Annotated in this window: 22 protein-coding genes; 6 read left to right on the forward strand and 16 right to left on the reverse strand. The window is 64.5% G+C overall.

The annotated features are described in order from the left end of the window. Positions 1-74: 74 nt before the first annotated feature. The 5 genes from MWU77_RS14465 to MWU77_RS14480 form a co-directional block, all read right to left on the reverse strand. Complete coding sequence (locus MWU77_RS14465; protein ID WP_374229867.1) at positions 75-1,154, reverse strand: NAD-dependent epimerase/dehydratase family protein; 1,080 nt, start codon at positions 1,152-1,154, stop codon at positions 75-77. Positions 1,155-1,222: 68 nt separating this feature from the next. Beyond that, complete coding sequence (locus tag MWU77_RS25140; protein WP_374229868.1) at positions 1,223-1,375, reverse strand: hypothetical protein; 153 nt, start codon at positions 1,373-1,375, stop codon at positions 1,223-1,225. A 111-nt stretch (positions 1,376-1,486) separates the two neighbouring features. Further along, complete coding sequence (locus MWU77_RS14470; RefSeq protein ID WP_247274050.1) at positions 1,487-3,385, reverse strand: alkyl/aryl-sulfatase; 1,899 nt, start codon at positions 3,383-3,385, stop codon at positions 1,487-1,489. 66 nt (positions 3,386-3,451) lie between these two features. Beyond that, the gene (locus MWU77_RS14475) at positions 3,452-3,868 is read right to left on the reverse strand and encodes a DUF6069 family protein (RefSeq protein ID WP_247274051.1); all 417 of its coding nucleotides are present in this window, start codon (positions 3,866-3,868) and stop codon (positions 3,452-3,454) included. Positions 3,869-3,923: 55 nt separating this feature from the next. Then, complete coding sequence (locus MWU77_RS14480; protein ID WP_054712439.1) at positions 3,924-4,151, reverse strand: hypothetical protein; 228 nt, start codon at positions 4,149-4,151, stop codon at positions 3,924-3,926. Positions 4,152-4,330: 179 nt separating this feature from the next. Between MWU77_RS14480 and MWU77_RS14485 the strand changes: the two genes are divergently transcribed. Next, positions 4,331-4,729, forward strand: coding sequence for a hypothetical protein (locus tag MWU77_RS14485; protein WP_247274052.1), 399 nt, complete (start codon positions 4,331-4,333; stop codon positions 4,727-4,729). Between the two features lie 39 nt (positions 4,730-4,768). Here MWU77_RS14485 and MWU77_RS14490 read toward each other — a convergent pair whose 3' ends face one another. After that, positions 4,769-7,387: a LuxR C-terminal-related transcriptional regulator gene (locus tag MWU77_RS14490; RefSeq protein ID WP_169690835.1), complete on the reverse strand. Its 2,619-nt coding sequence runs from the start codon at positions 7,385-7,387 to the stop codon at positions 4,769-4,771. 221 nt (positions 7,388-7,608) lie between these two features. On the opposite strand from MWU77_RS14490, the gene MWU77_RS14495 reads away from it, so the two are divergent. Continuing rightward, the gene (locus tag MWU77_RS14495) at positions 7,609-8,226 is read left to right on the forward strand and encodes a SulP family inorganic anion transporter (protein WP_247274053.1); all 618 of its coding nucleotides are present in this window, start codon (positions 7,609-7,611) and stop codon (positions 8,224-8,226) included. Between the two features lie 30 nt (positions 8,227-8,256). Next, the gene (locus tag MWU77_RS14500; protein ID WP_169690837.1) at positions 8,257-9,222 is read left to right on the forward strand and encodes a TIGR00341 family protein; all 966 of its coding nucleotides are present in this window, start codon (positions 8,257-8,259) and stop codon (positions 9,220-9,222) included. Between the two features lie 66 nt (positions 9,223-9,288). Here the strand turns inward: MWU77_RS14500 and MWU77_RS14505 are convergent, their stop codons facing one another. Then, the gene (locus MWU77_RS14505; protein ID WP_169690838.1) at positions 9,289-10,602 is read right to left on the reverse strand and encodes a bifunctional o-acetylhomoserine/o-acetylserine sulfhydrylase; all 1,314 of its coding nucleotides are present in this window, start codon (positions 10,600-10,602) and stop codon (positions 9,289-9,291) included. 431 nt (positions 10,603-11,033) lie between these two features. On the opposite strand from MWU77_RS14505, the gene MWU77_RS14510 reads away from it, so the two are divergent. Next, entirely contained in the window at positions 11,034-11,846 is an 813-nt protein-coding gene (locus MWU77_RS14510) for an IclR family transcriptional regulator (RefSeq protein ID WP_374229869.1), read from the forward strand. Here MWU77_RS14510 and MWU77_RS14515 read toward each other — a convergent pair. From MWU77_RS14515 to MWU77_RS14550, 8 genes are all read right to left on the reverse strand, one after another. Beyond that, positions 11,825-12,487, reverse strand: coding sequence for a TetR/AcrR family transcriptional regulator (locus MWU77_RS14515; protein ID WP_247274054.1), 663 nt, complete (start codon positions 12,485-12,487; stop codon positions 11,825-11,827). The genes MWU77_RS14510 and MWU77_RS14515 overlap by 22 nt on opposite strands. Before the next feature lie 29 nt (positions 12,488-12,516). Next, positions 12,517-13,665, reverse strand: a complete 1,149-nt coding sequence (locus MWU77_RS14520; RefSeq protein ID WP_247274055.1) for an acyl-CoA dehydrogenase family protein — start codon at positions 13,663-13,665, stop codon at positions 12,517-12,519. Beyond that, entirely contained in the window at positions 13,662-15,332 is a 1,671-nt protein-coding gene (locus MWU77_RS14525) for a class I adenylate-forming enzyme family protein (RefSeq protein ID WP_169690841.1), read from the reverse strand. Before MWU77_RS14525 ends, MWU77_RS14520 begins: the two co-directional genes overlap by 4 nt. 30 nt (positions 15,333-15,362) lie before the next feature. Continuing rightward, positions 15,363-16,094 carry an SDR family NAD(P)-dependent oxidoreductase gene (locus MWU77_RS14530; RefSeq protein WP_247274056.1) on the reverse strand — a complete coding sequence of 244 codons (732 nt, stop codon included), beginning with the start codon at positions 16,092-16,094 and terminating at the stop codon, positions 15,363-15,365. Positions 16,095-16,125: 31 nt separating this feature from the next. After that, positions 16,126-16,920 (reverse strand): enoyl-CoA hydratase-related protein, encoded by a 795-nt coding sequence (locus MWU77_RS14535; protein WP_247274057.1) that lies wholly within the window; start codon positions 16,918-16,920, stop codon positions 16,126-16,128. Between the two features lie 171 nt (positions 16,921-17,091). Next, positions 17,092-17,868, reverse strand: coding sequence for an SDR family oxidoreductase (locus MWU77_RS14540; protein ID WP_169690844.1), 777 nt, complete (start codon positions 17,866-17,868; stop codon positions 17,092-17,094). 66 nt (positions 17,869-17,934) lie between these two features. Next, complete coding sequence (locus tag MWU77_RS14545; RefSeq protein ID WP_169690845.1) at positions 17,935-18,867, reverse strand: diiron oxygenase; 933 nt, start codon at positions 18,865-18,867, stop codon at positions 17,935-17,937. A 123-nt stretch (positions 18,868-18,990) separates the two neighbouring features. Further along, positions 18,991-20,469 carry an MFS transporter gene (locus MWU77_RS14550; RefSeq protein ID WP_169690865.1) on the reverse strand — a complete coding sequence of 493 codons (1,479 nt, stop codon included), beginning with the start codon at positions 20,467-20,469 and terminating at the stop codon, positions 18,991-18,993. 183 nt (positions 20,470-20,652) lie between these two features. Between MWU77_RS14550 and MWU77_RS14555 the strand changes: the two genes are divergently transcribed. Continuing rightward, positions 20,653-21,300: a TetR/AcrR family transcriptional regulator gene (locus MWU77_RS14555; RefSeq protein WP_169690846.1), complete on the forward strand. Its 648-nt coding sequence runs from the start codon at positions 20,653-20,655 to the stop codon at positions 21,298-21,300. A gap of 14 nt (positions 21,301-21,314) precedes the next feature. Here MWU77_RS14555 and MWU77_RS14560 read toward each other — a convergent pair whose 3' ends face one another. Beyond that, positions 21,315-22,367, reverse strand: a complete 1,053-nt coding sequence (locus MWU77_RS14560; protein ID WP_169690847.1) for an adenylate/guanylate cyclase domain-containing protein — start codon at positions 22,365-22,367, stop codon at positions 21,315-21,317. A 140-nt stretch (positions 22,368-22,507) separates the two neighbouring features. Between MWU77_RS14560 and MWU77_RS14565 the strand changes: the two genes are divergently transcribed. After that, the gene (locus MWU77_RS14565; RefSeq protein ID WP_247274059.1) at positions 22,508-23,278 is read left to right on the forward strand and encodes a DUF6319 family protein; all 771 of its coding nucleotides are present in this window, start codon (positions 22,508-22,510) and stop codon (positions 23,276-23,278) included. The last annotated feature ends 48 nt before the right edge of the window (positions 23,279-23,326 follow it).

Genomic DNA, 23,326 nt, shown 5'->3' on the forward strand with positions numbered 1-23,326 from the left:
GGATATGAGACTTGGGGCGACGCCGTCTGCGTACCGCCGCGCGATCTGGAACCGCGCCATCCACAGATTTCGATTCAGTGCAATCGTGTCCTACCCTGATTCCCGGAGTTGTCGTTGCAGGCCGAAAGTTCATTCTCGTTCTCCCCCCGACGAGGGTTTGCGATCATTCGACTGTGAGCACGCTCGGCGGACGCCTGTCGATTCCTGTTCCAGAAGGATGTGCACGGGATGCGATCCCGCTCGACGCGATCCGCGTACCTCTGAGCGATCTCGACGGACTCTGTGAGCAGGCCTGTCGCGAGCTTGATAGGTTGCAGCCCGAGCGTCACAAGTTGGTCGTTTCGTACCTGGAGCTGGTTTTCGTCGGCTTCCCTGCGTGGGTTGGACACGGATGTTACTTCGGCGCCGAGCAGGTCGGCGACGAGGTGCGCCAGATCGGACACTCGGTGCGTCTCGGTCACCTGGTTCATTACACGCACCCGCTCCGACACCTCCGCACCCGATTCCACTGCCAGCCGGATGCAGCGGACTGTGTCGCGGATGTTGATGAAGGCGCGGGTCTGTCCACCCGTCCCATGGACGGTGAGGGGATATCCGATCGCGGCCTCGACGAGGAACCGGTTGAGAACGGTTCCGTAGTCTCCGTCGTAGTCGAATCGATTGATGAGCCGTGGGTCGAGCGCGGTCTCGTCGGTCTGTGTGCCCCACACGATCCCCTGGTGGAGGTCGGTGATGCGGAGACCGTCGTTGTTCGCGTAGAACTGGAAGAGCAACTGATCCAACGATTTACTCAGGTGGTACACGCTGCCCGGTTGTGTGGGATACAAGATCTCCCTGCTGTGATTCCGACCCGTGCGGTCGGGGTATGAGACGGTCAGATACCCCTCGGGGAGATCCATCGGCACCGATTCGTAGCCGTAGACCCCCATCGTGCCCAGATGCACGATATGGGTGTCGAGTCCGAGCTCCACCACGGCTGCGAGGAGATTGTGGGTGACGGCCAGGTTGTTCTGGATGGTGTAGCGCTTGTGGGCCGGTGACTTCATCGAATAGGGCGCTGCACGCTGTTCGGCGAAATGCACCACGGCATCCGGTCGCTTCGTCGCGAGAAGTTCCGTCAACGACGAATAGTCCTCGGCAAGATCAAGTTCCACGAAGTCGATCTCACTGCCTGTGACGTCCCTCCACGATCGGAGGCGCTCGGGCAGTGGACGTATCGGTGTCAGCGACCGAACCCCGAGTTCGTCGTCGATTCGTCGTCGATTCGTCGTCGAACGAAACTGTCGACGATGGTGACGTCGTGTCCGTGTGCCGAGAGGTGCAGTGCGGTCGGCCACCCGCAGAAGCCATCGCCGCCGAGAATGAGTAGGTTCATGGTCGCCTCTGCCGAATTGTTTCGGGGCAGTGAGTGAGTAGGGCACTGCCTCTCAGGTATGGCACGGCCCCTGACGAAGTGTGCGACTCGTCAAGGGCCACTTCGTGGTACCTAGGGTGTCACGATCGCGAAGTCCGGATCGGGTGAATCGAGATATCCGACCAGTTCGGACAATGCGGCGACATCGCCGTCCGCTTCGACCGATCCTTCCTTGATCATGGCCTTCAGATCCGCGCCCTCGAGCAGGGCTTCGTGCAGTTCTCGATTCGTGAGTGTGAAGGTGGCATCTGGCGCCGGGAGATCCGCGTCCCCGAGGTCGAAGTGGACGAGCAGCCCGTTTCGCAGTTGAGCTCGATGGGTGATCGATTGATCGCTTACCCGCCAGTCGATCGTGATCTGCGCGTCCCATGCTCGGGGGCCGTCGACCCTCAAAGCGAGGGCGTCGAAGACCTGCTCGACGGTGAGTGCACCGGCAATGTCGGGGGATGCGGTCGACAGCGGTGTGCCGATGCCTCCGTTGCGGAGTTCGTACGCGCCCATCAGGAAGAAGTTCCTCCAGGTTCCGTTCTCGGAACCGTAGCCGAGTTGCTCGAGGGTGTCGGCCTGGAGCGCTTTCGCTTCGGTGTTGTCGGGATCGGCGAAGATGACGTAGTTCAGTACCTGTGCAACCCAGCGGAAATCGCCGTCATCGTACGAACCTCGTGCTTTCGCGATGACTTCCTGCGCGCCACCCATGAACTCGACGTGTCGCTTCGCGGATGCGACAGGCGGGTGCTCCCACAGGTTGGCCGGGTTGCCGTTGAACCAGCCCATGTAGCGCTGGTAGATCGCCTTGACGTTGTGGCTGACCGAGCCGTAGTAGCCGTGCGTATGCCAGGCCGTCTCGATGGCTGGGGGCAGGTCGATGTCCTCGGCGATCTCGATACCCACGGAACCTTTGTTCATGGCGCGGAGCGTCTGGTCGTGGAGGTAACCGTAGAGGTCGCGCTGCACCGACAGGAAGTCGGTGATGCGCTCGGTATCCCACGTCGGCCAGTGATGCGACGCGAACAGCACATCGGTGCGGGATGCGTAGCGGTTGATCGACTCTGTCAGGTACTTCGACCACACGTGCGGGTCGCGGACCAGCGCACCGCGCAGCGTAAGGAGGTTGTGCAGCGTGTGGGTCGCATTCTCGGCCATGCACAATGCACGTTTGTCGGGGAAGTAGAAGTTCATCTCCGCGGGGGCCTCGGTGCCCGGCGTGAGTTGGAATTCGACGCGCACCCCATCGATCACCTCGGATTGTCCGGTGTGATCGATGTGGACGGTCGGGGGGATGAGCGTCGGCGTGCCGGTGGAGTTCGTGGGTCCGAGACCAGCACCGATGGATCCCTGAGCGCCACGCGGAAGCGCTGCCCCGTACATGTACGCGGACCTCCGCGCCATCGCGGTCCCCGCGTACACGTTTTCGGCGACCGCATGTTCGACGAACCCGACCGGGGCCACCACGGGGCAGCGCCCCGCCTCGACATCTTCCTCGGTGGTGACACCTTTGACGCCACCGAAATGATCGATGTGGCAGTGCGAGTAGATCACGCCGGTGACGGGACGCTCTCCTCGGTTCGCGCGATACAGGCCCAGCCCTGCGGCGGCGGTTTCGGTGGAGATGAGCGGATCGATGATGATGACGCCGGTGTCGCCTTCGACGATGGTCATGTTCGACAGATCGAGTCCGCGGATCTGGTAGATACCCTCGGCGACCTCGTAGAGCCCCTGCATTGCGCAGAGCCTCGACTGGCGCCACAGACTCGGGTTGACGGTGGGCGGGCATTCTCCTTCGAGGAACGCGAAGGCATCGCTGTCCCACACGGTGTTCCCCGACGCATCCTTGACCACCCCGGGGTCCAGGGAGGCGATGAACCCGCGCTCGGCGTCGGAGAAGTCCTGATTATTCGAGAACGGTAGGGTCCGTTGTGCTTCCGAATTCTTGTTCGACACAGTGGTTGTGGCGTCCTGATGATGCGTCATGTATCGATCGTGCTGCCGTCTCCGTGCAGTGCCATCACCTAGAGCAGGTGAATTCGCCGTGGCTCCTCATCGACCGATAGGCCGGGAGATCGCTGCCGATCGCGCGACACCCGACAGGAGTGACACGATTGCGGTACCGACGACGAGGTAGAGCACGGCGCTGCATACCTTCGAGGCCAAGGTCGCGTCGAACATGAAGGGCCACAGCGCGACGGCGACGGTGGCGAGAGTACAGATCCAAGAGAAGAAGCTCGTGGCACTCGGTGTCGACACCATGAGCAGGTGGAGCAGGCCTGTCGCGACCAGTGCCGCAATGGCGGCGAGCACCGCAAGGTTGGCGGCCTGGGATCGCCCGAACAGTATTTCCGGGGTGATCACCGGGACGTCGAGCAGTTCACGGATGACGAGTAGTCCCACGACGGCCGCGAGAGCTGCGACGACGGCGGTAGCGAGGCCACCCGACCACAGCTTCTTTACGTCCACTGCGTTCGTCGTACGGTCCGGATTGTACTGGGACATTCAGCGAATCCTCTCTCGATCAGTCGGGAAGTCGGCTCATTTCGATGAGGGTGATCCCCAGTGCATCGAATCGTGCTAGTACCCCGCGTAACTCGGTCGGACTCGCGATCGAGCCGTAGAGCATGGTGTACGCACCGGGAATGTCGGACACGTTCAGTTCCGGAAACGCGGTGAGCGTGCGTTCGGACAGCGTGCCGGCGACGGTGAACGAATATCGCACGCCCTTCGGCCACGAATCTGGCTGCATCGCCGCTCCTCTCGTGGTGCACCCCACAATGTCGCGCCCGGCGTCGACTGCGCTTCACCCGTAAGTGGTGAACCTCGAGAGATCACCTGTCGCGGGCGATGTGAGATCCCGGGAGCCCGCGTGCAATGGAGCGTGACGGACCGTGCTCAGGTCCGAACCACACACGAAGGGAATCGACTATGTCTTCGTCCGATGGAGGCGTCAAACAAGGTTTCGCGGCCGGCACGTCGATCGCGGCTGCGCTCATCCTGCTCGTCGTCGGCGTGGTATCGATCCTGCAGGGGATCTCTGCTATCGCTACCGACGAACTGTTCGTGGTCGGCGCCGAGTACATACTCGAGTTGAACACGACGGCGTGGGGCTGGATCCATCTGATCGTCGGTATTCTCGTGGTGATCACCGCGTTTGCGCTGATGTCGGGGGCCACGTGGGCACGCTTCGCGGCGATAGTACTCGCCTGCCTGTCGATCATCGCCAATTTCTTGTGGCTTCCGTATTACCCGATGTGGTCGATCCTGATCATCGCCTTGGACATCGTCGTGATCTGGGCCGTGTCCACATGGGACCCCGATCGCTGAACTTCTGTCAGGCCTCTCGGGCTGACCGGTACGGCTGTACTACAGCAGGCCGGTCAGCCGAGCGGCTGTGATGGCATCTCCCCTCGACGACACTCCCAGTTTTCCGTACACGCCTCTCAGATGTGTCTTGATGGTGTTGACCGACAGCGCCAGAGCGTGCGCAATTTCCTGAGTGGTCTGCGGAGAAGGCAGCTGTTTGAGCACGCGCGCTTCGGCGGGCGTGAGAACGACGTTCGTCGAAGCATGGGGCGCGTCGGGGTGCGTCCGGATGCTCTCGACGAACGGATCCAGCCTGCCGAAGCGGCCACTGTGGGTGTCGAGCAGCGCCACCGCGCCACCGATGGTGAGGAACGGCCGGATCAGGTGCTCGGGTTCGGCGAGGGTGAGCGCGGTCTCGAGGTCGTCGTACGCCCCGAATTCGTGGTCGGACGCTGCACGGAGGACCGCTCGCAATACATGGGCTTCGACCTCGCAGACCCCATGGTCGAGCCTATGGTCCAGGACGGAATCCAGCAGTTCCCGGGCACGTGCCGAGCGTCCACGAGCATGTTCGACAGTTGCAGCAGCAAGGTCGAAGTGGGGGCGCCGCCCCAGAACTCGTGTTGCCTCCTCGATGATCCGCTGGGCCTGATCGAGTTCGTGGACGGCCACGAGTACTCGGGTGGCGAATGGAATGATCGGCACGGACCTGGCACTCATCCGCGAGTCGGCCAGAGCGGTCAGCACCCCGTCGGCGATGTTGCGAGCAGCTGAGACCTTGTCGGTGCTCTGGTGGAAGGCAATGAGTTGCGACATCGCGTAGCTGTCCCACCCTGCGAGAGGCGACGACAGTCCATCGATGCCGACGGACATTCCGAGTGGCCGATCGATTCCTTCCGGCGGCCTGGTTCCGCGAAGAAAGTGATGGTAGCGGCACATCACTGCGCACCGGTCGGCATCGCCCGACCCCGACAGACCGACACTCCGCGCGTACTCGACACCGATGAGGGCGCGCGCACCCATCGCGGACACGTGCCCGCGAGCCCCTTCGTTCAGGGCGAGCAGCATGAGCGCCTCCAGATGAGGGCGAATGCTGCCGGCGTGCTCGGCCAGGCTGGCGGCGGCGCGGAGGCGATCATTCGTGCCTGGATCACCGCGCATCATTGCGCACTTCGACTGCTGGACCGCTACATAGGCCTCGATATCGCGATGGGCCCCGGGTGCTACCGGCGCGGAGACCTCGACGACCTCGTCTCCGAGTGCGCTGCGGATGTCGATTTCGACGGCGTGATGGAAGCGGTCCAACACTTCTGCGGGGCAGATGGCGGACGAGCGGACGGACGTGGCGTGGAGAAATGCGTCGGCTTCGACCGGGACGCCGAGAGCCAGCGCATGCACGCTACGTAGGAGATGGACGAAGGGGTCGTCCGCGATGTCGGTTGGTGCGGAATCCAGGGCCTTCAGAAATGCGGCACCGTGCGGTCCGAACACTGCTTTGGGCCCCAGGTCGAGGATGCATTTGGACAGCGCGTAGCGATCTTGCGCGGCGGTGACATATCGGATGGCCTGGACCGGTTCGTCGGCCCGGGAATACCAACCACCTGCCTTGAGTTCGAGCCTGCGGACCCCGTCACGGCCGAGCGTCCGGTCGAGTTCCGCTTTGAGGTGTGAACGCATCAGCGGGTGGTAGCTGTAGATTTCCGATCCGGCGCTTCCGGTGTGCGACATCGGAAAATTTGCGGCGAGGATCTCCGCGAGTATTCGTGCCGCCTCGGGGCCTGCGAGTTCGGTGGCGAGATCTACATCGAACGAATCGGCAACCGCTGTTCGCATCAGGAACTCGCGTTGCTCCGCGCTGATGGTGTCGAGTAGTTCTCCTACGAGGAAATCGGATATTGCCGGGTGATCCGATGCGGTGGCCGACTCCAGGACCTCTCTGCTGTCGCCGCGCGCCGACAACAGGAGCGCGATGAAGCGGACCATGGCGGCCCACCCACCGGTGAGTGCCACGACCGCATCGAGCTCGGCGTCCGTGACCACGACATGGCCCGCCGTGAGCGTACGGCGGGTCTCGTCGCGGTCGAACGCCAGGACGGCGTCATCGAGCCGTACAAGAGCTCCGGTCAGATCCAGCTGGTGCCACGGTATCGGCGGTGGAAATCTGGAGGTCAGCACCACGGTGGCGTGCTCGGGAAGTATCTCGAGAAGATGCGCCAACCCGGACAGCGTCAGCGGATCGTGGACGGCATGAGCGTTGTCGAGGACGAGCACGACCGGACCACCGATCTCGCCGAGCCACTGCGCGAATATCTCCGCCCGCGTCCTCGGTGCCTGGTCGCCGTGGCAGGGTGGGCAATCGCCGAACGACCGGTGTAGTTCGTCCCAGAATGCTCGGGGATTGTTGTGTTCCTCGGAGATCGTCGCCCATGCGACCTGTGTCTGCGATGCCGGCAGATGAGAGCAGCGCAGCCATTCGGTCACGGCCACGGTCTTGCCGGTTCCGGCCATGCCGCACACGAGCACGACACCCCCGCCGAGCGTCCGGGCCCGCTCGAAGTGGGCGCACAGTTGGTGCCGGTGGACCGGCTCGGTTGCGAGCCGGGGTATCGATCGAACGCCTCGGCCCGCGGCTCCTGTAGAACTGTCGTCGCTGGTTGTGAGCAGCACCGCGGCTCCCATTCGAGAAACTGTCAGATTTCTTCTCGCAGGATCTGTCCCCGCGTCCGAATTTATCGCAGTCGAACCGATCTCGGGGGATGAACGGAATGAGTGCACGGTCCAGCAAGGATCCACAACGATGGCATTTCATCCTCGCCGGGTGAGCCGAGAGGAGAGTCGCTCTCACTACGGTGGTGTGTGCCGCCTGACGGTGGGTGCAGGCCACGAGCCGAGGAGGGACAGTGCCGGCGAAGCAAGCCGGTCCGCGGCGTGCCCACACCTGGCGCGATGCCGTGGCCGGACTGGGCGGGGCAATCTCGTCGATCCCGGACGGGATGGCGTGCGGCTTGCTTGCAGGCGTCAATCCGGTCTACGGCCTCTACGCAAGTTCATCCGGTGCGTTCTTCGGAGGGCTCGCCACCGCTACCCCCCTGATGGTCGTGACCACGACGAGTGCGGCCGCCCTCGCAACGGGCTCGGCTCTGGAAAGTGTTCCCGCCCAGAACCGCGACGCGGCGCTGGTCCTCCTGACGATCCTCGGGGGCCTGCTCATGTGGGCAGCAGTGGCACTGCGCGTCGCTCGCTACGCACGCTTCATCTCGCATTCCGTGATGATCGGTTTGGTTCGACGATGTCGCGCAGGGTCGAGAGACCGGTGGCCTCCCGACAGGCCTTCCGATGCCCGAAATGCCCGAACTTTCGCTGCTGGCCCCCGGATTGATCGCGGCGCAGCATCTGTCGTGCTCATCGTGCTGGTTCAAGGCGTCGGCGTCGGTGAATCCGTACCAAAATCTCTGAACGTCGCCCTGCTCGTGCTGCTCGCGGTAATGCAGTTCGGTAAGGCGCTGAACACTTTGTGATTTCGTCATCCGATAGAGCGGGGATCGGCCATGAACGTACTGGTTCCGGACAGTCAGCGACGGACGCTCGACGAACTCGTCGATCGCCTCGATCTCAGCGCGGGAGAGTCTGCATCGAAACGCTCGGCATTCTGGATCATGCTGACGTTGTCCGCGGTGATCGCCGCATCGGGTGTGGCGGGCGATTCGACCGCCACGGTGATCGGCGCCATGATCGTCGCGCCGTTGTCGGTCCCCATTCTCGGTGTCGGACTGGGGATTGCGACCGCGCGGGGACGATTGATCGTCCGCAGTCTGCTCCTCGTACTCTTGGGAATCGTTCTGGTGGTGGCGATCGGATTCGTCGTCTCGCAGTTGCTGCCCAATCCGACGAACGTACTGTCGAATTCTCAGGTGGTCGGCCGTACGTCTCCGAAGCTGATGGATCTCACCGCCGCGCTGGCAACCGGGTTGGTCGGCGTCATCGCCATCACCCGGCGCGACGTCGGAGACGTGCTTCCCGGTGTGGCCATAGCGATCTCGCTGGTACCGCCGCTCGTCGTGGTCGGCGTGTGTCTCGGCTCGGGCGCGCCGGGGCTCGCGCTCGGTGCGTTCGTGCTCTTCGCCTCGAACATGGTGGCGATGATCGTGACGGCGACGGTGGTGCTCGTCGTCGTGGGATATGCACGCGAGGCCGGGGCCGGCGAAGCAAGACGAGGCTGGGCCTATGCAGTTTTGGCCGCAGGCTTGATCACCGTGGCGGTTCCGATGGTGGTGAACTCGTTGTCGTCGCTGTGGGCCGGTCAGATCGCCGATGCCGCACGGATCTGGCTCGGCGACGAGTCCGTTTCGCAGGTCACCGACGTGTCGTTGCAGCAACGGACGGCGCTGGTCCATGTCCTGTCGCCCGAGAAACTTCCCCCGGTGGACGAACTCCAGTCGGCGGTGGACGACCTCGTACCGTGGCACCCGGAGGTCGTGATCGTGCACACCTACGGCGGCCGTTTCAGCGAGTGACGAGGCGGGCCGGGGAGGGACGCTCAGCGCGTGCCCTCCCCGGCCCGTGTGCACGAGTCTGCCGGATCAGCTTCCGGCGGCCTCGAGACCGACGGTGATGTCGGCGAGGATGTCGTCGATGTGCTCGATACCGACGGCGAGGCGGACGAGTCCGGGAGTGACGCCGGCTGCCAGCTGTTCCTCGGCGGACAACTGCGAGTGTGTGGTGGACGCCGGATGGATCACCAGTGAGCGCACGTCGCCGATGTTGGCCACGTGGCTGTGCAGGGTCAGCGCGTTGACGAACTTCTTACCGGCGTCGATGCCGCCTGCGAGTTCGAACACCACGATCGCGCCGGCACCCTTGGGAGCCACTTGCTGTGCGCGATCGTACCAGGGCGACGACTTCAGGCCGGGATAGGCGACAGAGCTGACCTCGGAACGCTGCTCCAGGAACTCCGCGACCTTCTGCGTGTTGGCGACGTGGCGCTCCATGCGCAGGCTCAGGGTTTCGAGCCCCTGCGAGATGAGGAAGGCATTGAACGGTGACACCGCCGAGCCGAGGTCGCGCAGGAGCTGGACACGCGCCTTGAGGGCGAACGCGGGTGCGCCGAGATCGGCGTAGACCACACCGTGGTAGCTGGGGTCGGGAGTGGTGAATCCCTCGTGGCGACCCTGTGTCCAGTCGAACGTGCCACCGTCGACGATGACGCCGGCGATTGCCGTGCCGTGTCCGCCGAGGTACTTGGTGGCCGAGTGGACGACGATGTCGGCGCCGTGCTCGAGCGGGCGGATCAGGTACGGAGTGGCGACCGTGTTGTCGACGATCAGCGGCAGGCCGCTGTCATGCGCGACACCGGAGACGCCGCGGATGTCGAGGATGTGGTTCTTCGGGTTGGCGATGGTCTCGGCGAAGAACGCCCGGGTGTTGGGGCGGATGGCTGCACGCCACTGCTCGAGATCGTCGGGATCCTCGACGAAGGTGGTCTCGATGCCGAGTTTGGTGAGCGTGTAGTGCAGCAGGTTGTACGTGCCGCCGTACAGGTAGGGGCTCGCGACGATATGGTCGCCGGCCTGGGCGACGTTGAGGATCGCGAAGGTTTCGGCGGCCTGACCGGAGGAGAGCAGGAGCGCAGCGACGCCGCCTTCGAGCGCGGCGATGCGCTGTTCGACCGCATCCTGGGTGGGATTCATGATGCGGGTGTAGATGTTGCCGGTCTCGGCGAGGCCGAACAGCGCGGCAGCGTGGTCGGTGCTGTCGAAGGTGTAGCTCGTGGTCTGGTAGATCGGAAGCGCCCGGGCTTTGGTGTCGCCGCCTGCGGGCTGTCCTACGTGGATCTGCTTCGTCTCGAAGTTCCAGTCGGCGGCCGGATCGACAGCGTCGGGCGTGGTGTCACTCATGGGTTTCGGGCTCCGGTTTTCTCGGGTGGTTCTGAGGACTCGTGATGTCAGATGATGTGCCGACCTTGCGGTCCGCGACCCAGCGCAGCGATCTGCGAGCCGGCCGGGTCGTGGACCGGAGGGCGTGGGTGCGGGCGGTCAGCGGGCCTGGCACCCGCAGATACACAGTTTTCGGGCATGGACATGCGCCGGCGGATGCCCCGGCGACTGTTCGTACGTCCTGCTCACGATCGTGACGATAGTCGCAATCGATGGCCTCTACCAGTGCGCAGGCAAATGCATGCGACGCGCCGATGTTTTTGCATCCGTAGCGCACATACAATCTGTGTGCTCTACTTCTCGTCAGGGGGGCGATCCTTGCGTCTTTCGTGCAGTAACCAATTTCAGTTCTGCTCGTGTTCCGCTCCCCACCACTAGCAATGGAGGGCACGTTGACTGTCATCGATTCGGAGTTCGCGCAAGCCGACGCAACGATGCTGCGCACCCCACCACCCTCGATGGTCGAGCGGATGACACGCATCCTGGAGGCCTTCGACGCAAGTATTGTGCGTCTCACCCTCGAAGAGGTGACGTTTCGATCAGGACTTCCCCGATCGACCGTGCACCGAATCCTCGAACAACTCGTCCGCCTCGACTGGCTCGAACACAGTGCACTCGGCTACGGGCTCGGATCCCGCGCACTCGGCCTCGGCGGCGACATCGACCGCGACCGGCTCCGTGAATGTGCGGCACCGCACCTCCACGAACTCGCTATGCAAACCGGTGGTGTCGTGCATCTCGATGTTCTGGACGGAGGGCAGGTGTACTGCCTCGACAAGGTCGGTGGCGCAGGCGCTGCCGGGCTGCCGACGCGGGTGGGTGGCCGCACGGCCGCGTATGCAACATCGGGCGGCAAGGCCATGCTCGCAACGCTCGACCCGGAACAGGTCGACAGCCTGTACAGCTCCCGACTGGCACCGGCCACGCACCACACGATCACTGACCGGGTGATCCTCCATCAGGAGCTGAATCGGGTCCGTAAGCGCCATGGCATCGCGTTCGACCGCGAAGAATCGATCGTCGGAATCGGTAGTGTCGGCGCGCCCCTGCGCGGCACCGGCGGAATCGTCGCGAGTGTGTCGCTGGCCGGTGGCGTGCGCGCGATACAGCTCGAATGGATGGCACCGCTGGTCGCCGACTTCGCCCGGAAGATCTCCAGTGCGCTCGCGTGCGGCGGCGAGGATCAGCGGACCAGGTGGGCGTAGGAGTCGCGGCGTTCGGCAGGCAGAATCGTGTTGAGCACGAAACGGATCTGCAGGCGGATGTACTCGTCCAACGAGTAGAGAGCACCGAAGTGCCAATGCTTGAGCGCCCATCCGTGCGCAAGAAGCAGTAGGTCGAACACCATGAGGTCGACGTCGACGTCGTTCAGCAGGCCTGCGGCAATGCCGTCTTCGAGAACGTCGCGCAGTGGCGCCGACGTCGACACCTCGAGCTCTTTGATGCGGTCGCGTCCCGCACGGTCGAGCGTGCGGCTCTCCCTGTAGGTCAACGTCACGGCATCGATGTTCTCGTCGACGATCTCGATGTACCGCCGCATGCCCGCGACGAGCCGCTCGACAGGGTCGGCGCCCGCGGTTTCCATTGCGGGAACCAACTGGTCACGGAACGATTCCAGAATGCTGATGATCGTCGCGAGGAGGACGTCCTCCTTGCCCCCGAAATATTTGTAGATCAGACCGACGCTGACACCCGCCTCGTCGGCGAGCGCCTGCATCGACATCTGGTGGAACCCGGTCCGCTGCATGACCGTCGCGGCCGCGCGAAGAACCTGACGCCGCCGCGAATCCGTCCGTACCGCCCGCACCGCGTCGTCGACGGACAGTTCGTCCTGGTCGCTGGTCATGTCTTGCTCCTGTCGCGCCGCCGTTCTCGTCAGATCCCGAGATCCTTGGCGATGATCGTCTTCATGATCTCGGTGGTACCGCCGTAGATCGTCTGGATGCGGGCATCGACGAATGCCCGCGACACGGCGTACTCACGCATGTAACCGTAGCCGCCGTGCAATTGGAGGCATCGGTCGGCGACACGCACCTGCAGTTCGGTGGTCCACCACTTGAGCCGTGCGGCGCGGGCGGCAGTGAGCCTGCCGTCGACGTGCTCGGCGACGCAGTCGTCGAGGAATGTGCGGGCGATATCGAGTTCGGTGGACAGTTCGGCCAGCACGAACTGGGTGTTCTGGAAGCCGGACACCGGTTTACCGAAGGCCTTGCGTTCCCGCACGTAGGCGAGCGTCGTCTCGAAGACACCTTCGGCTGCGGCGACCGCGCCCACTGCGAGCGACAAGCGCTCCTGAGGCAGATTGTGCACGAGTTGATAGAAGCCCTGCCCCTCGTCGCCCAGGCGGTTCGCGACGGGCACACGCATATCGGTGAACATCAGCTCACTTGTGTCCTGTGCGTGCAGGCCGATCTTCTCCAGGTTGCGGCCACGCGAGAAGCCGGGGGTGTCGGCCTCGACCACCAGCAACGTCAGTCCTTTGTGCGGGTCGGCGGAGGTGCGGGTCGCGACGACGAACAGGTCACCGTTCTGGCCGTTGGAGATGAACGTCTTCGATCCGTTGACGATGTAGTGGTCGCCGTCGCGTATCGCCGACGTGCGGATACCCGTCAGGTCGCTACCCGTTCCGGGTTCGGTCATCGCGATGCCGAGGACCGTCTCGCCGCTGACGACGCCGGGCAGCCAGCGTGCCTTCTGCTCGGCGGTGGTCATGTCGGTGAGATAGGGCAGTACCACGTCGTTCTGCAGTGAAAACGCGATACCGGCGGCGGCGTGACCGGCCCGGTTGACCTCGTCGATCAGGATGGCGTTGTAGCGGAAGTCGTCGACACCCGGGCCGCCGTACTCGTCGGGGACGCAGAAGCCCAGCAGGCCGAGCTTGCCTGCCTCGGTGAACAGGGAGCGGTCGAGGCAGCTCGCGCGCTCCCAGTCCTCGTGAACGGGTGTGATCTTCTCGCGTACGAAATCTCGTGCGACTTCACGGAACTGGAGATGCTCGGAGTCGTGGATCAGTGCGCTGTTCATGAGATCATCCCGGAGACAGTAGGGGCGGTGAACCGGCCGTCGGCGAATTCGCTCGCTGCCGTGGCGGTCGCCTTGTAGTGCAGCTTCTTTCCTGTCGCCGAGACCGGGAGAGAATCGACGAACCGGTATGCTCGCGGCCGCTTGAACGAGGACAGCAGCGGGTGTGAACGGCAGTGACCGTCGAGAGCGTCGATGGTCAGATCAGGGTCGGATGCGACGATGTACGCGACGACGATGCGCCCCCACCGTTCGTCCGGTACACCGACGACCAGGGAGTCCTGTACGCCCGGATGCTGATTGAGTGCCTCTTCGACTTGCACGGGGTGCACGTTCTCCCCGCCGGAGACGAGCATGTCGTCCTTACGGCCGACGATGGTGACGAACTCGCCGGCATCCCAGGTTGCGAGGTCTCCGATGTGCAACCAGCCGTTGCGGAACTTGGCCTTCTCCTGGTCCGGGGAGTCGAAATAGGCGTTGGAACATTTCGGTGAGCGGACGATGACCTCGCCGACCTCCTCGTCATCGCGCGCGACCACGTCGTCCGGATCGGCGAGCCGGTCCGGGTACACGTGCACCACGCGAACGTCGTCGTCGGTGCAGGCGCGGCCCGCCGTGCCCGCGTGATCCGGGAGATCGGACGGACGGAGGAATGTGTTCCAGAACCCCTCGGTGCTCCCGTAGCCGTTGAAGATTCGCGGGTTGAGGACCTCCTGGTAGCGGAGCGCGGCGTCGCGTTCGAGGGGGGCACCCATCGTGACGATGCCGCGGAGCGTCGACAGGTCGCGGGGACGTTGCTCCTGCGCGGTGGCGAGCATCGCGAGGTTCGTCGGCGCGCCGACGAGGAAGGTCAGTCCGAGTTCTTCGACGAGATCGAGTACCCGATCGGGATCGAAGGTACGTAGCGGCACGACTTGCCCGCCGATGTAGAACGTCGGGTTCGGCCCGCCGGAGTACAGGCCACCGCGGTGGAACCACGGGGTCATGTTGAGTGTTTTGTCTTCGGGGCCGAGGGGGAAGTGCATGATCACGTCGTGCGCGCTGAGCACTTCGATCATGCTGTTGAGAGGGACTCCCTTGGGCATGCCGGTGGTGCCGGACGTGTACAGGCGAGTGGTCTCGTCCCAGACGGTCCGGTGCAAGGGCGGCAATGCGACCCGGTCTGCCGGTAGATCCCGGTAGCGCATGACCCTGGCTCCCGTGGCGGAGACGAGCTCGCCGTCGCCGACTGCGATCACCACATCGGGGGTATGCGAGGAATTGTCGAGGGCCTCCTGCACAGTCGAGGCGAGCTCGGTGTCGTAGACGAAGACCCGTGGCGCGCTGGTGTCGAGCACGAACGCGGTTTCACCACTGGCGAGGCGGAAGTTGACGGGCGAGCCGACAGCGCCGACAGCCTGGACAGCGAGGTACAGCTCGGCGAACTCGATGCTGTTGAACAGCTGGTATGCAACGACGTCGCCGCTCCGGACTCCTGCGTCGGCGAGCCCGGTTGCGATCCGGTCGACTTGTTCGCCGAGCTGCCGGTAGGTCCACTGCCGCCCGGTGTCGGGGTCGGTGAGGGCGACCCGGTGCGCGTAACGCCCGGTGTTGCGCCGGAATCCGTTGAGATACGTGAAGTCGTTCTCGAAGTACTCCCGGTATGCCCGGGCGTTGTACGACGCGGTCATGGTTCTCGTCCTGTTCTGGTGGGTGAGTGCTCAACCGGCCATGGTCAGGCCGCCGCTGACGCTGATCACCTGGCCGGTGATGAACGATGCGGAGTCGGAAGCGAAGAACAGAACCGGGGCGGCAACCTCGTCGGGGCGGGCGAGCCTGCGAAACGGAATCGCTTTGATCAGTGCTGCTTTGAGCTTCTCGTCCTGGGCCTGGAACAGTGGCGTGTCGGTTGGGCCGGGGCACACGCAGTTGACGCTGATGCCGTGCCTGGCCATCTCTCGCGCAAGCGATTTGGTGAGTGCAATGACACCACCCTTGGCTCCGGCGTAGATGGATTCACCCGAGCTGCCGACGCGACCGGCGTCGCTGGCGAGGTTGATCACCCGGCCGCCGTCCCCTGCCTCGATGATGCCGGGCAGGAAGGCGCTGCAGATGTTCACCGGACCGAGGTAGTTGATCGCAACGACCTTCTGTGCAAATTCCGTTGTGGCATTGAGGAATTGGTCGGTCCTGTCCCATCCGGCAGCGTTGACGAGGATGTTGGGGACGCCGACCTGCGCGTGGGTGTGTTCGCGGAGTGTGTCGACCTGGGCGCGGTCGGAGATGTCCACGGGCAGCGCGGTGATCAGGTCCGGGTGCTCCTTCGCGGTGGCCTCGGCAGCTGCGAGATCGAGGTCAGCGGCGATCACTTTGTCGCCCTGCGCGGCGAAGGCCAGCGCGATGGATTTGCCGATACCGGAACCGGCTCCTGTGACGAGTGCGATGTTGCTCATGCGAAGTGTCCTCTCGAGGTGGGATCTGCGGTCAGGCCCTGACGTACTTGGCGAATTCGGCAGGGCGCTTCTCTGCGAACGCCTTCGCTCCCTCGAGGCCTTCGTCGGACTTGCCGAACAGGTCGAGTGCGGACATTGCGAGGTTGCTCAGGCCTGCTTGATGATCGGTGTCGGCGTTGAAGGACTGCTTGAGGAATCGGATCGCGGTAGGACTCTTCTCCGCGATCTCGGCGACCACGGCCTTGGCTTCGTCGAGCAATTTGTCCTGGGGGACAACCCAGTTCACGAGACCCCAGCGCTCGGCGGTGGGGGCGTCGTACTGCCGGCACAGGTACCAGATCTCGCGAGCGCGCTTCTCGCCGACGATGCGTGCGAGGAAGGCAGAGCCGAAGCCGGCGTCGAACGATCCGACGCGGGGCCCGGCCTGTCCGAACTTCGCGTTCTCCGAAGCGATGGTGAGGTCGCACAGGACGTGCAGGACGTGCCCGCCGCCGACTGCGATGCCGTTGACGGCGGCGATGACGGGTTTCGGAACGTCTCGAATGAGCTTGTGCAGGTTGCCGATCTCGAACATGCCGCTCTCGGTGGGGCCGTAGTCGCCCGTCTCGGCGCGCTGCTTGACATCGCCGCCGGTGCAGAATGCCTTCTCTCCGGCGCCGGTGAGGATGATCGCCGAGACGCGGGTGTCGGCCCAGGCGGCGCGGAACGCCTTGATCAGTTCCTCGACGGTCTTGCCGCGGAAGGCGTTGTAACGCTCGGGGCGATTGATGGTGATGATCGCGGCGGCGCCGTCGATTTCGTAGGTGATGTCGTCGAAGTCGGTCATGGTGACTCCCTTGTCGAATGAAATGAATGAATACTCATTCACTGAGTCTGAAGGTACATTCACTGAGGGAGAGTGTCAAGGGTCACAGCGAGGTGGTCGGGAGTGCAGACGAAAACGCCCCCGGCTGCGCTGGCGCCGAGGGCTGGGTTGCGGATAGGAGATGAGTGGTCGTTACCCGGGATTGAGTGCCATGAAGCGCGCAGGCACCTCGCCGCCGCCGTGGACGGCGAGATCGGCTCCGTTGACGTACGACGCGAGCGGCCCGGCCAGGTACAGGCACGCGCCCGCGATGTCCGAGGGGGCTGCCATCCGCTGCATGGGCAGGGTCTTCGTCACCGCTGCTCCGCCGTCCTCGCCGTACACGTGAGCTGCGGCTTCGGTGCGGATCAGGCCGGTGGTGATGTGATTGACCCGGACGGTCGGTGCCCACTCGAGCGCGAGTGCCTTGGTGAGGGCGAGGAGGCCGGCCTTCGCTGCGGTGTATGCGGCGGTGCCGGGCTGCGGGTCGTGCGCAGACACGCTTCCGATATTGATGATCGACCCGCCGGCGGCCTGGGTGCTCATGACACGGTTCGCGGCCTGTGCCGCGTAGAAAGGTGCAGAAAGGTTGAGGGAGACGATCCGATCGAAGAATCGCGTCGAGACCGTCGCAGCGTCCGCGTCGGGGGAGCCGCCCGCGTTGTTGACCAACACGTCGAGGCGGCCGAACCGCGTTGCCGCCGCGTCGACGACCGCTGCGGCCTGGTCGGCGTCACGGATGTCGGCGGCGAAGAACGAGGCCGTCCGACCGTCGGCTGCCGGGAGGACGTCGGGTTCGGACCGTCCGCACACGAGGACGTCGGCGCCGGCCGCGAGGAAGGTCTCGGCGATGGTGAAACCGATCCCCTTCGTGCCGCCGGTGACGACAACTGCCTGTCCGGTGAAGTCGGCCGGGTTCGGGATGCTCATGGAATCGGAGAGTAACGGCGCGACCGATCGTTCGGCCGCGCCGTTCCGCTCAGTGGGCCGCCTCGGTCAGAGCAGATGAACCTTCTTGTAGAGGATCTTCGACGGCCCGCCGACCAGTCCGACGTTATCGAGGAACGTCATGAGCTTGGCACCGGACTTGCGCACCTTGTCGTGATGGTGCTTGTTGTTCGCGGCCTCCGCGAGCGCGCGATCGCGGTCGAGTCCCGCATTGGAGTACACCCGCGGGTGAATCATGCTCTTCATGACGAAATATACGACCGCTGCTGTCTGGAAGCGCTCGAATGCGAGACGCGCGCGGCTCGCACCGGTGAGTCGCCGAGTAACTTCTTCGCGAGCGAACCGGATGTGCCGGGCCTCCTCGAGCACGTGAATCTTGCTCACTGCGCGGGTTACAGGCTGTACGCGCTCGTCCCGCATGAAGTCGCGCTGCATCATGTCGAGGATTTCCTCGGCTGCCATCACCGAAGCGTAGGCATTGGCGCCGCGGAAGTAATGGCCCCACAGTCGTCCGAGTTGGTGGATGTACCGCGGAGGTCCGTAACCGGGCATCCCGAGGCGCTCGCCCGCTCGCGCGAACATCACGGAGTGCCTGCATTCGTCGGCGACTTCGGTGAGTGCGAACTGCACGTGCTTCGAATGCTTGTCGCGGTCGTAGACGTCGCGCAGCAGCATCTGCATGAGCAGGACCTCGAACCACAGGCCCACTCCCGACACGCTCGCGGCTTCATGCTTCGTCAGTGCGATGCGCTGCTCGTCGCTGAGTTCGTCCCAGAGGGCAGTGCCGTAGAGCGTGCTCCATTCCGGCGTCATGCCGAACTTGTCGTCGGGGATCGGTGCGTCCCAGTCGACCTCGATCACCGGGTCGTACGACTTGCGGGCGGACGATGCGAGCAGGCGTCGCGCGGTGTCCTCGCGGTCGGAGATCGGGAGTCCTGGAACGAAACCCTTGCTGTTCTCGCGGGTGAGCGATGCGGTCATGCCTCCACCTTTAAGTGTGACGATGGGTAACTGTTAATCGAAGGCTACAGTGATCGCGCCCACGACACAATGCCCACCGCCGAACCGGCGATGGGCATTGTGGGCTCGGAAGAGGAGCGAAGTTCAGGTGCGCGAAGGTGCCCAGAAGGCCGCGCCGACTGCACCGACCAGCAGAATTGCTGCCAGCGCGAACGAGGCGTGCTGCATGCCTTCGAGGAAGGCGTCCCTGGCGAGTGCGGCGAGTTGTTCGCCCTGGGTACCGGCCTGCTCTGCAACCTGAAGGGCAGCGGCAAGCGAATCTTCCACCGCCCCACGCGCCGGTTCCGGGATCATCTCGGCGGTCGGTGCGATCCGGTTGCCGTACGCGGCTGCAAGAACACTGCCCGCTGCAGCGACACCGATCGCCGCGCCGATCTCGCGCGTCGCGTCGTTCACGGCCGATGCGACACCCTGCTGGTCCTCCGGGGTGTTCGTGACGATTGCGTGCGTTGCGGGTGCCGTGCAGAGTCCGAACCCGATGCCGGTGATCAGCATCGTCAACGCGGCATCGAGATACGACGACTCTGCGTCGAGGAAGCCGATGAGGATCAGCGACACCCCGATCAGGCCCAATCCGAGACTGATCAGCACGCGCAGGCTGATCCAGCGAAGTAGGGCGGGCACCGTGAAGGACAGGACCATCACGACCGCGAAGATGGGTGCCAGGGCGACCGAAGCCATCAGAGGTGAGTAGCCGAGGATGAGCTGGAAATACTGCACGATCAGGAAGAACATGCCGAACCCCGCGAGGAACTGCAGGTTCAGGCAAGCGGCGCCGACGCCGAATGCGCGGTTCGTGAACAAGCGCATGTCGAGCAGCGGTTCGGCGGCACGCAATTCGGCGAACACGAAGCCGGCGGCGGCCACGAGGCCTATCGTCACGGCGCTCAGGGTGAGCGGGTCGAGCCAGCCTCGGTGAGGTCCTTCCATCACCCCGAGGACGAACAGTCCGATGGCCGCGATCGCCAGAATGCTGCCACCGAAATCGAAGCGCCCCGGATTCTCTGCCCGCGACGATGGAATCGTCAGTGCGATCGCGACCAGTGCGACGGACGCGATCGCGAATCCGCCGAAGATCAGCTTCCAGGAGGCGTATTCGAGGATGACCCCGGAGACGATCATGCCGACGACTGCACCAGAAGCTGCCACCCCGGCCCAGATGCCGATCGCTCGTGCGCGGCGATCCGGCGGGAAGCCCGTCGTGATCAGCGACAGTGTGGCCGGCATGACAAGAGCTGCCCCGACGCCGGCGATACCGCGGGACACGATCACCCACGTAGGCCCATCGGTGAGCAGGGGCAGCGCTGATCCGAGCCCGAAGACGACCAGGCCGACGACGAGGATTCCGCGCCGGCCGAACCGGTCGCCGAGTGCGCCGCACGGAAGTAGCAGCGCGGCGAGCGCGAGTGTGTAGCCGTCGACGATCCAGGTCAGCTCACTCTGCGTCGCCCCGGTGTCTACCGCGATATCGGGCAACGCAGTGTTGAGCGCCGCCATCGCTGCGATCACCGCGGACACCGAAGCGCACGCGACGACGAGCAGCCACAGTTGGGACCGGGTCATGCGGGCGGTGGGGATCTCGGACCTCGGAGGTGCTGATGCTTCGGGCACGGTTGCCTTCCGAACGTGACGGTGGTTTGCCTTGACTGCAATGATTTGGGCGAACGATAAACGAGACTGCCGGTATCGTAGCGGAACCGATAGTTCCATAACTAGGCCCTGACCGAGACGAGAGAAACTGTGGGTGTGAACGCGCGCGAAGATGTCGGTACATCCAGAGAACCCGATCCCCGCAAGGTGCGGTCTCGGGCACGGCTGCTCGACGCGGCCACCGAGCTGCTCGCTACGGGCGGCGCCGACGCCGTCACGATCGATGCGGTGACCACTCGCGCCGGGGTGGGCCGGGCCACGCTGTACCGGCATTTCGCAAACGGCACAGAACTCGTTGCCGCGGCCTTCGCGCGGTTGATCCCGCCTGCGCCGCCCGTGCCGGAGAACGTCGGCCTGCGCGAACAACTCGTCGAACTACTCATCGGCCAGGCGCGGATCGTCGAGGACGTGCCGATTCCCCTTGCCGCGATGTGCTGGCTCGGAATGGGGCCGGAGCTCGTCCACGCCAGCCGGCCGGCCGACCCGGAAGCACAGGAACGCCCCGAACTACAGTCGCTGCGCGAGCAACTCGTCGAACGCTACCGTTCGTCGTTCGACCGCGTACTCGGGGCGGAATCCACACGCGAGGAACTCGGCGAGTTCGACTACGACCTCGCACTCATCCAGCTGGTCGGGCCGATTGTTTTCAACCACCTCGTCACTCTGCCGCCCATCGATCGCACGGCATGCGAACAGATCGTCGACGACTTCCTTGCTGCTCGTCGTGCAGCAACACGGAAGTAACGCGGGAGCGCTGGTCAGCGCGTCCAGCGCCGTCGATCCGGTGCTCGCAGGACGAACGGCCGCGATCGGCGGAAGTCTTTGACCCTGAGCCTGCGCAGCGGCTGGATCCGGAATTCGTCCGGATCGAGTTCGGCGGCGAGCTTCTCGTCCAACAGGATCGAGCCGGGCCGTGCCGCGCCGGTGAGACGGGCGGCATTGTTGACGACGGAGCCGAACAGGTCGCCGAAGCGTGCCAGCACCGGCCCCCACGCCATGCCCACCCGGAGTTCCGGGGTGTCCTTGCTCGCGCCGAAGGTCTCCTGCAGCTCGAGCGCAATACGTGCGCCGTCGGCCGGATCCTCGGCCGCGAACATCACCTCGTCGCCCACGGTCTTGATGATCCACCCGTGGTGACCGGCAATGGCCGCGGTGACCTCGGATTCGAAGTACTCGAGCAATTCGTTGAGTTCGCCCGCGTCGATTCGACGGGTGAGCTGGGTGTAGCCGACCATGTCGGCGAACCCGACCACGACCTCGCGCAGGGGTGCATCTCCCTCGGCGCGCCAGACGGAACGTTCCGTAGTGCTGACGATGTGACGCCGCCAGATGTGGCTCTGCAAGGTCTCGGCCCGCATCGACAACTGCTGTACGAGAGCATCGATGAGATCGGGCATCTCCTGCGCAGACACGTCGGAATGCTCTTCGACGAGATTGTCGAAGAGGTGAGTGTTGAACAGGGTCAGTTCCCACTCGGCGAGTCGTGAGATCGATTGGCCGAGAGATCGGGCCGCCGAGAGCTCGAGATTCTCGTCGATCACGCCGCTACCGACGATAGCTGCGATATCGCGGAGTGCACCGACGTCGCCGTCGGTGAACATCTCTGCGTCGGGCTCGGGGTCGACGGTGAATCCCAATGCCTGCCAGAGTCGCCGAACCCGCGCCGGAGACATGCCCGCCATCGTGGCGACCTCGTCGACCGTGTAGCGGCGTTCGCCCCCGAGCAGGCTGCGTTCGAGTTCTCGCTGAATGGCGGCGAGCATGTCGGGGCCGGGTTGCGGTCGTTGCTCCGGCGAGTTCACATACGTCATCCTTCCTTGTCGTGGCGGGGAGCACACGCCGGGCTCCCCGGTGACAGACGGCCAGGGTGTGTCCGGACGGACAGAGTGTCGTACACGTGTGCGACAGTGGGCGCCGTCGATCGCACCGTAGAGCTGAGAAAGGACGTGGCATGCCGCCCCGTAGACGTGCGGACCATCTGACCGAGGAGCAACTCACGGAATTGAGCTCCGCCCTCGCGGAGGGGCGCCGCGCCACGGTATATCTCGTCGAGGGGATTTCCAGCCTGGGGATCGAACCGGGTACGTCGGCACGTGTCATCTCGATCGACGGGACCACGGTCACGATCCGTCCCAAGGGGGTCAACGACGAGCTTCCCTTCGAAACCGACGAACTGCGTTTCACCCGGGACGTAGCGACGAAGACGCCGTCGAAACCGGCCGCTGCGAAACCGGCCGCTGCGACGAGAGCCCCCGCCCCGAAGTCCTCGACGACGCAAACTCCCGCAGCAACCACTCCGGTTGCGAAAACAGAACCCGCACGGCCCACTCCCCGGCCCGCAGTCAAGGAGAAGACCACAGTGAGCTCCCCTTCCGCGAATCCGCCGTCCGCGGCGGCCGCAGAGCCCGCGAAGCCCAAGGCCCCCGCCAAACGCAGCGCCAAGAAGCCCGCCGCACTCAGCATCACCGTCACGATCGACCCCGAGAACGACTGGACGGTCGCTGTCGCGCAGGGCACGCGGAAGATCGGGAAGCCCGCCGTGGTCGCGCCCGACGCCGTCGAACGCGCCGTCAAGGAACTCGGCGACGAGACTGCGATCGAGGCCGTGCACTCGGTGATCGACGAGGCACGCCGAACCGTGGAGGAACGCGTCGCGCAGTTGAGCCGCGAACTCGAAGAGGCGCGGAAAGCGCTCGAAAGCCTCGGTTCCAACCCCGCATAGTCCGTAATCCTCTAGTACTGTGACGGCGCTCTAGTACGCTGACCGCGG

It is taken from the genome of Rhodococcus sp. F64268 (assembly GCF_023015605.1).
Classification (GTDB): domain Bacteria; phylum Actinomycetota; class Actinomycetes; order Mycobacteriales; family Mycobacteriaceae; genus Rhodococcus.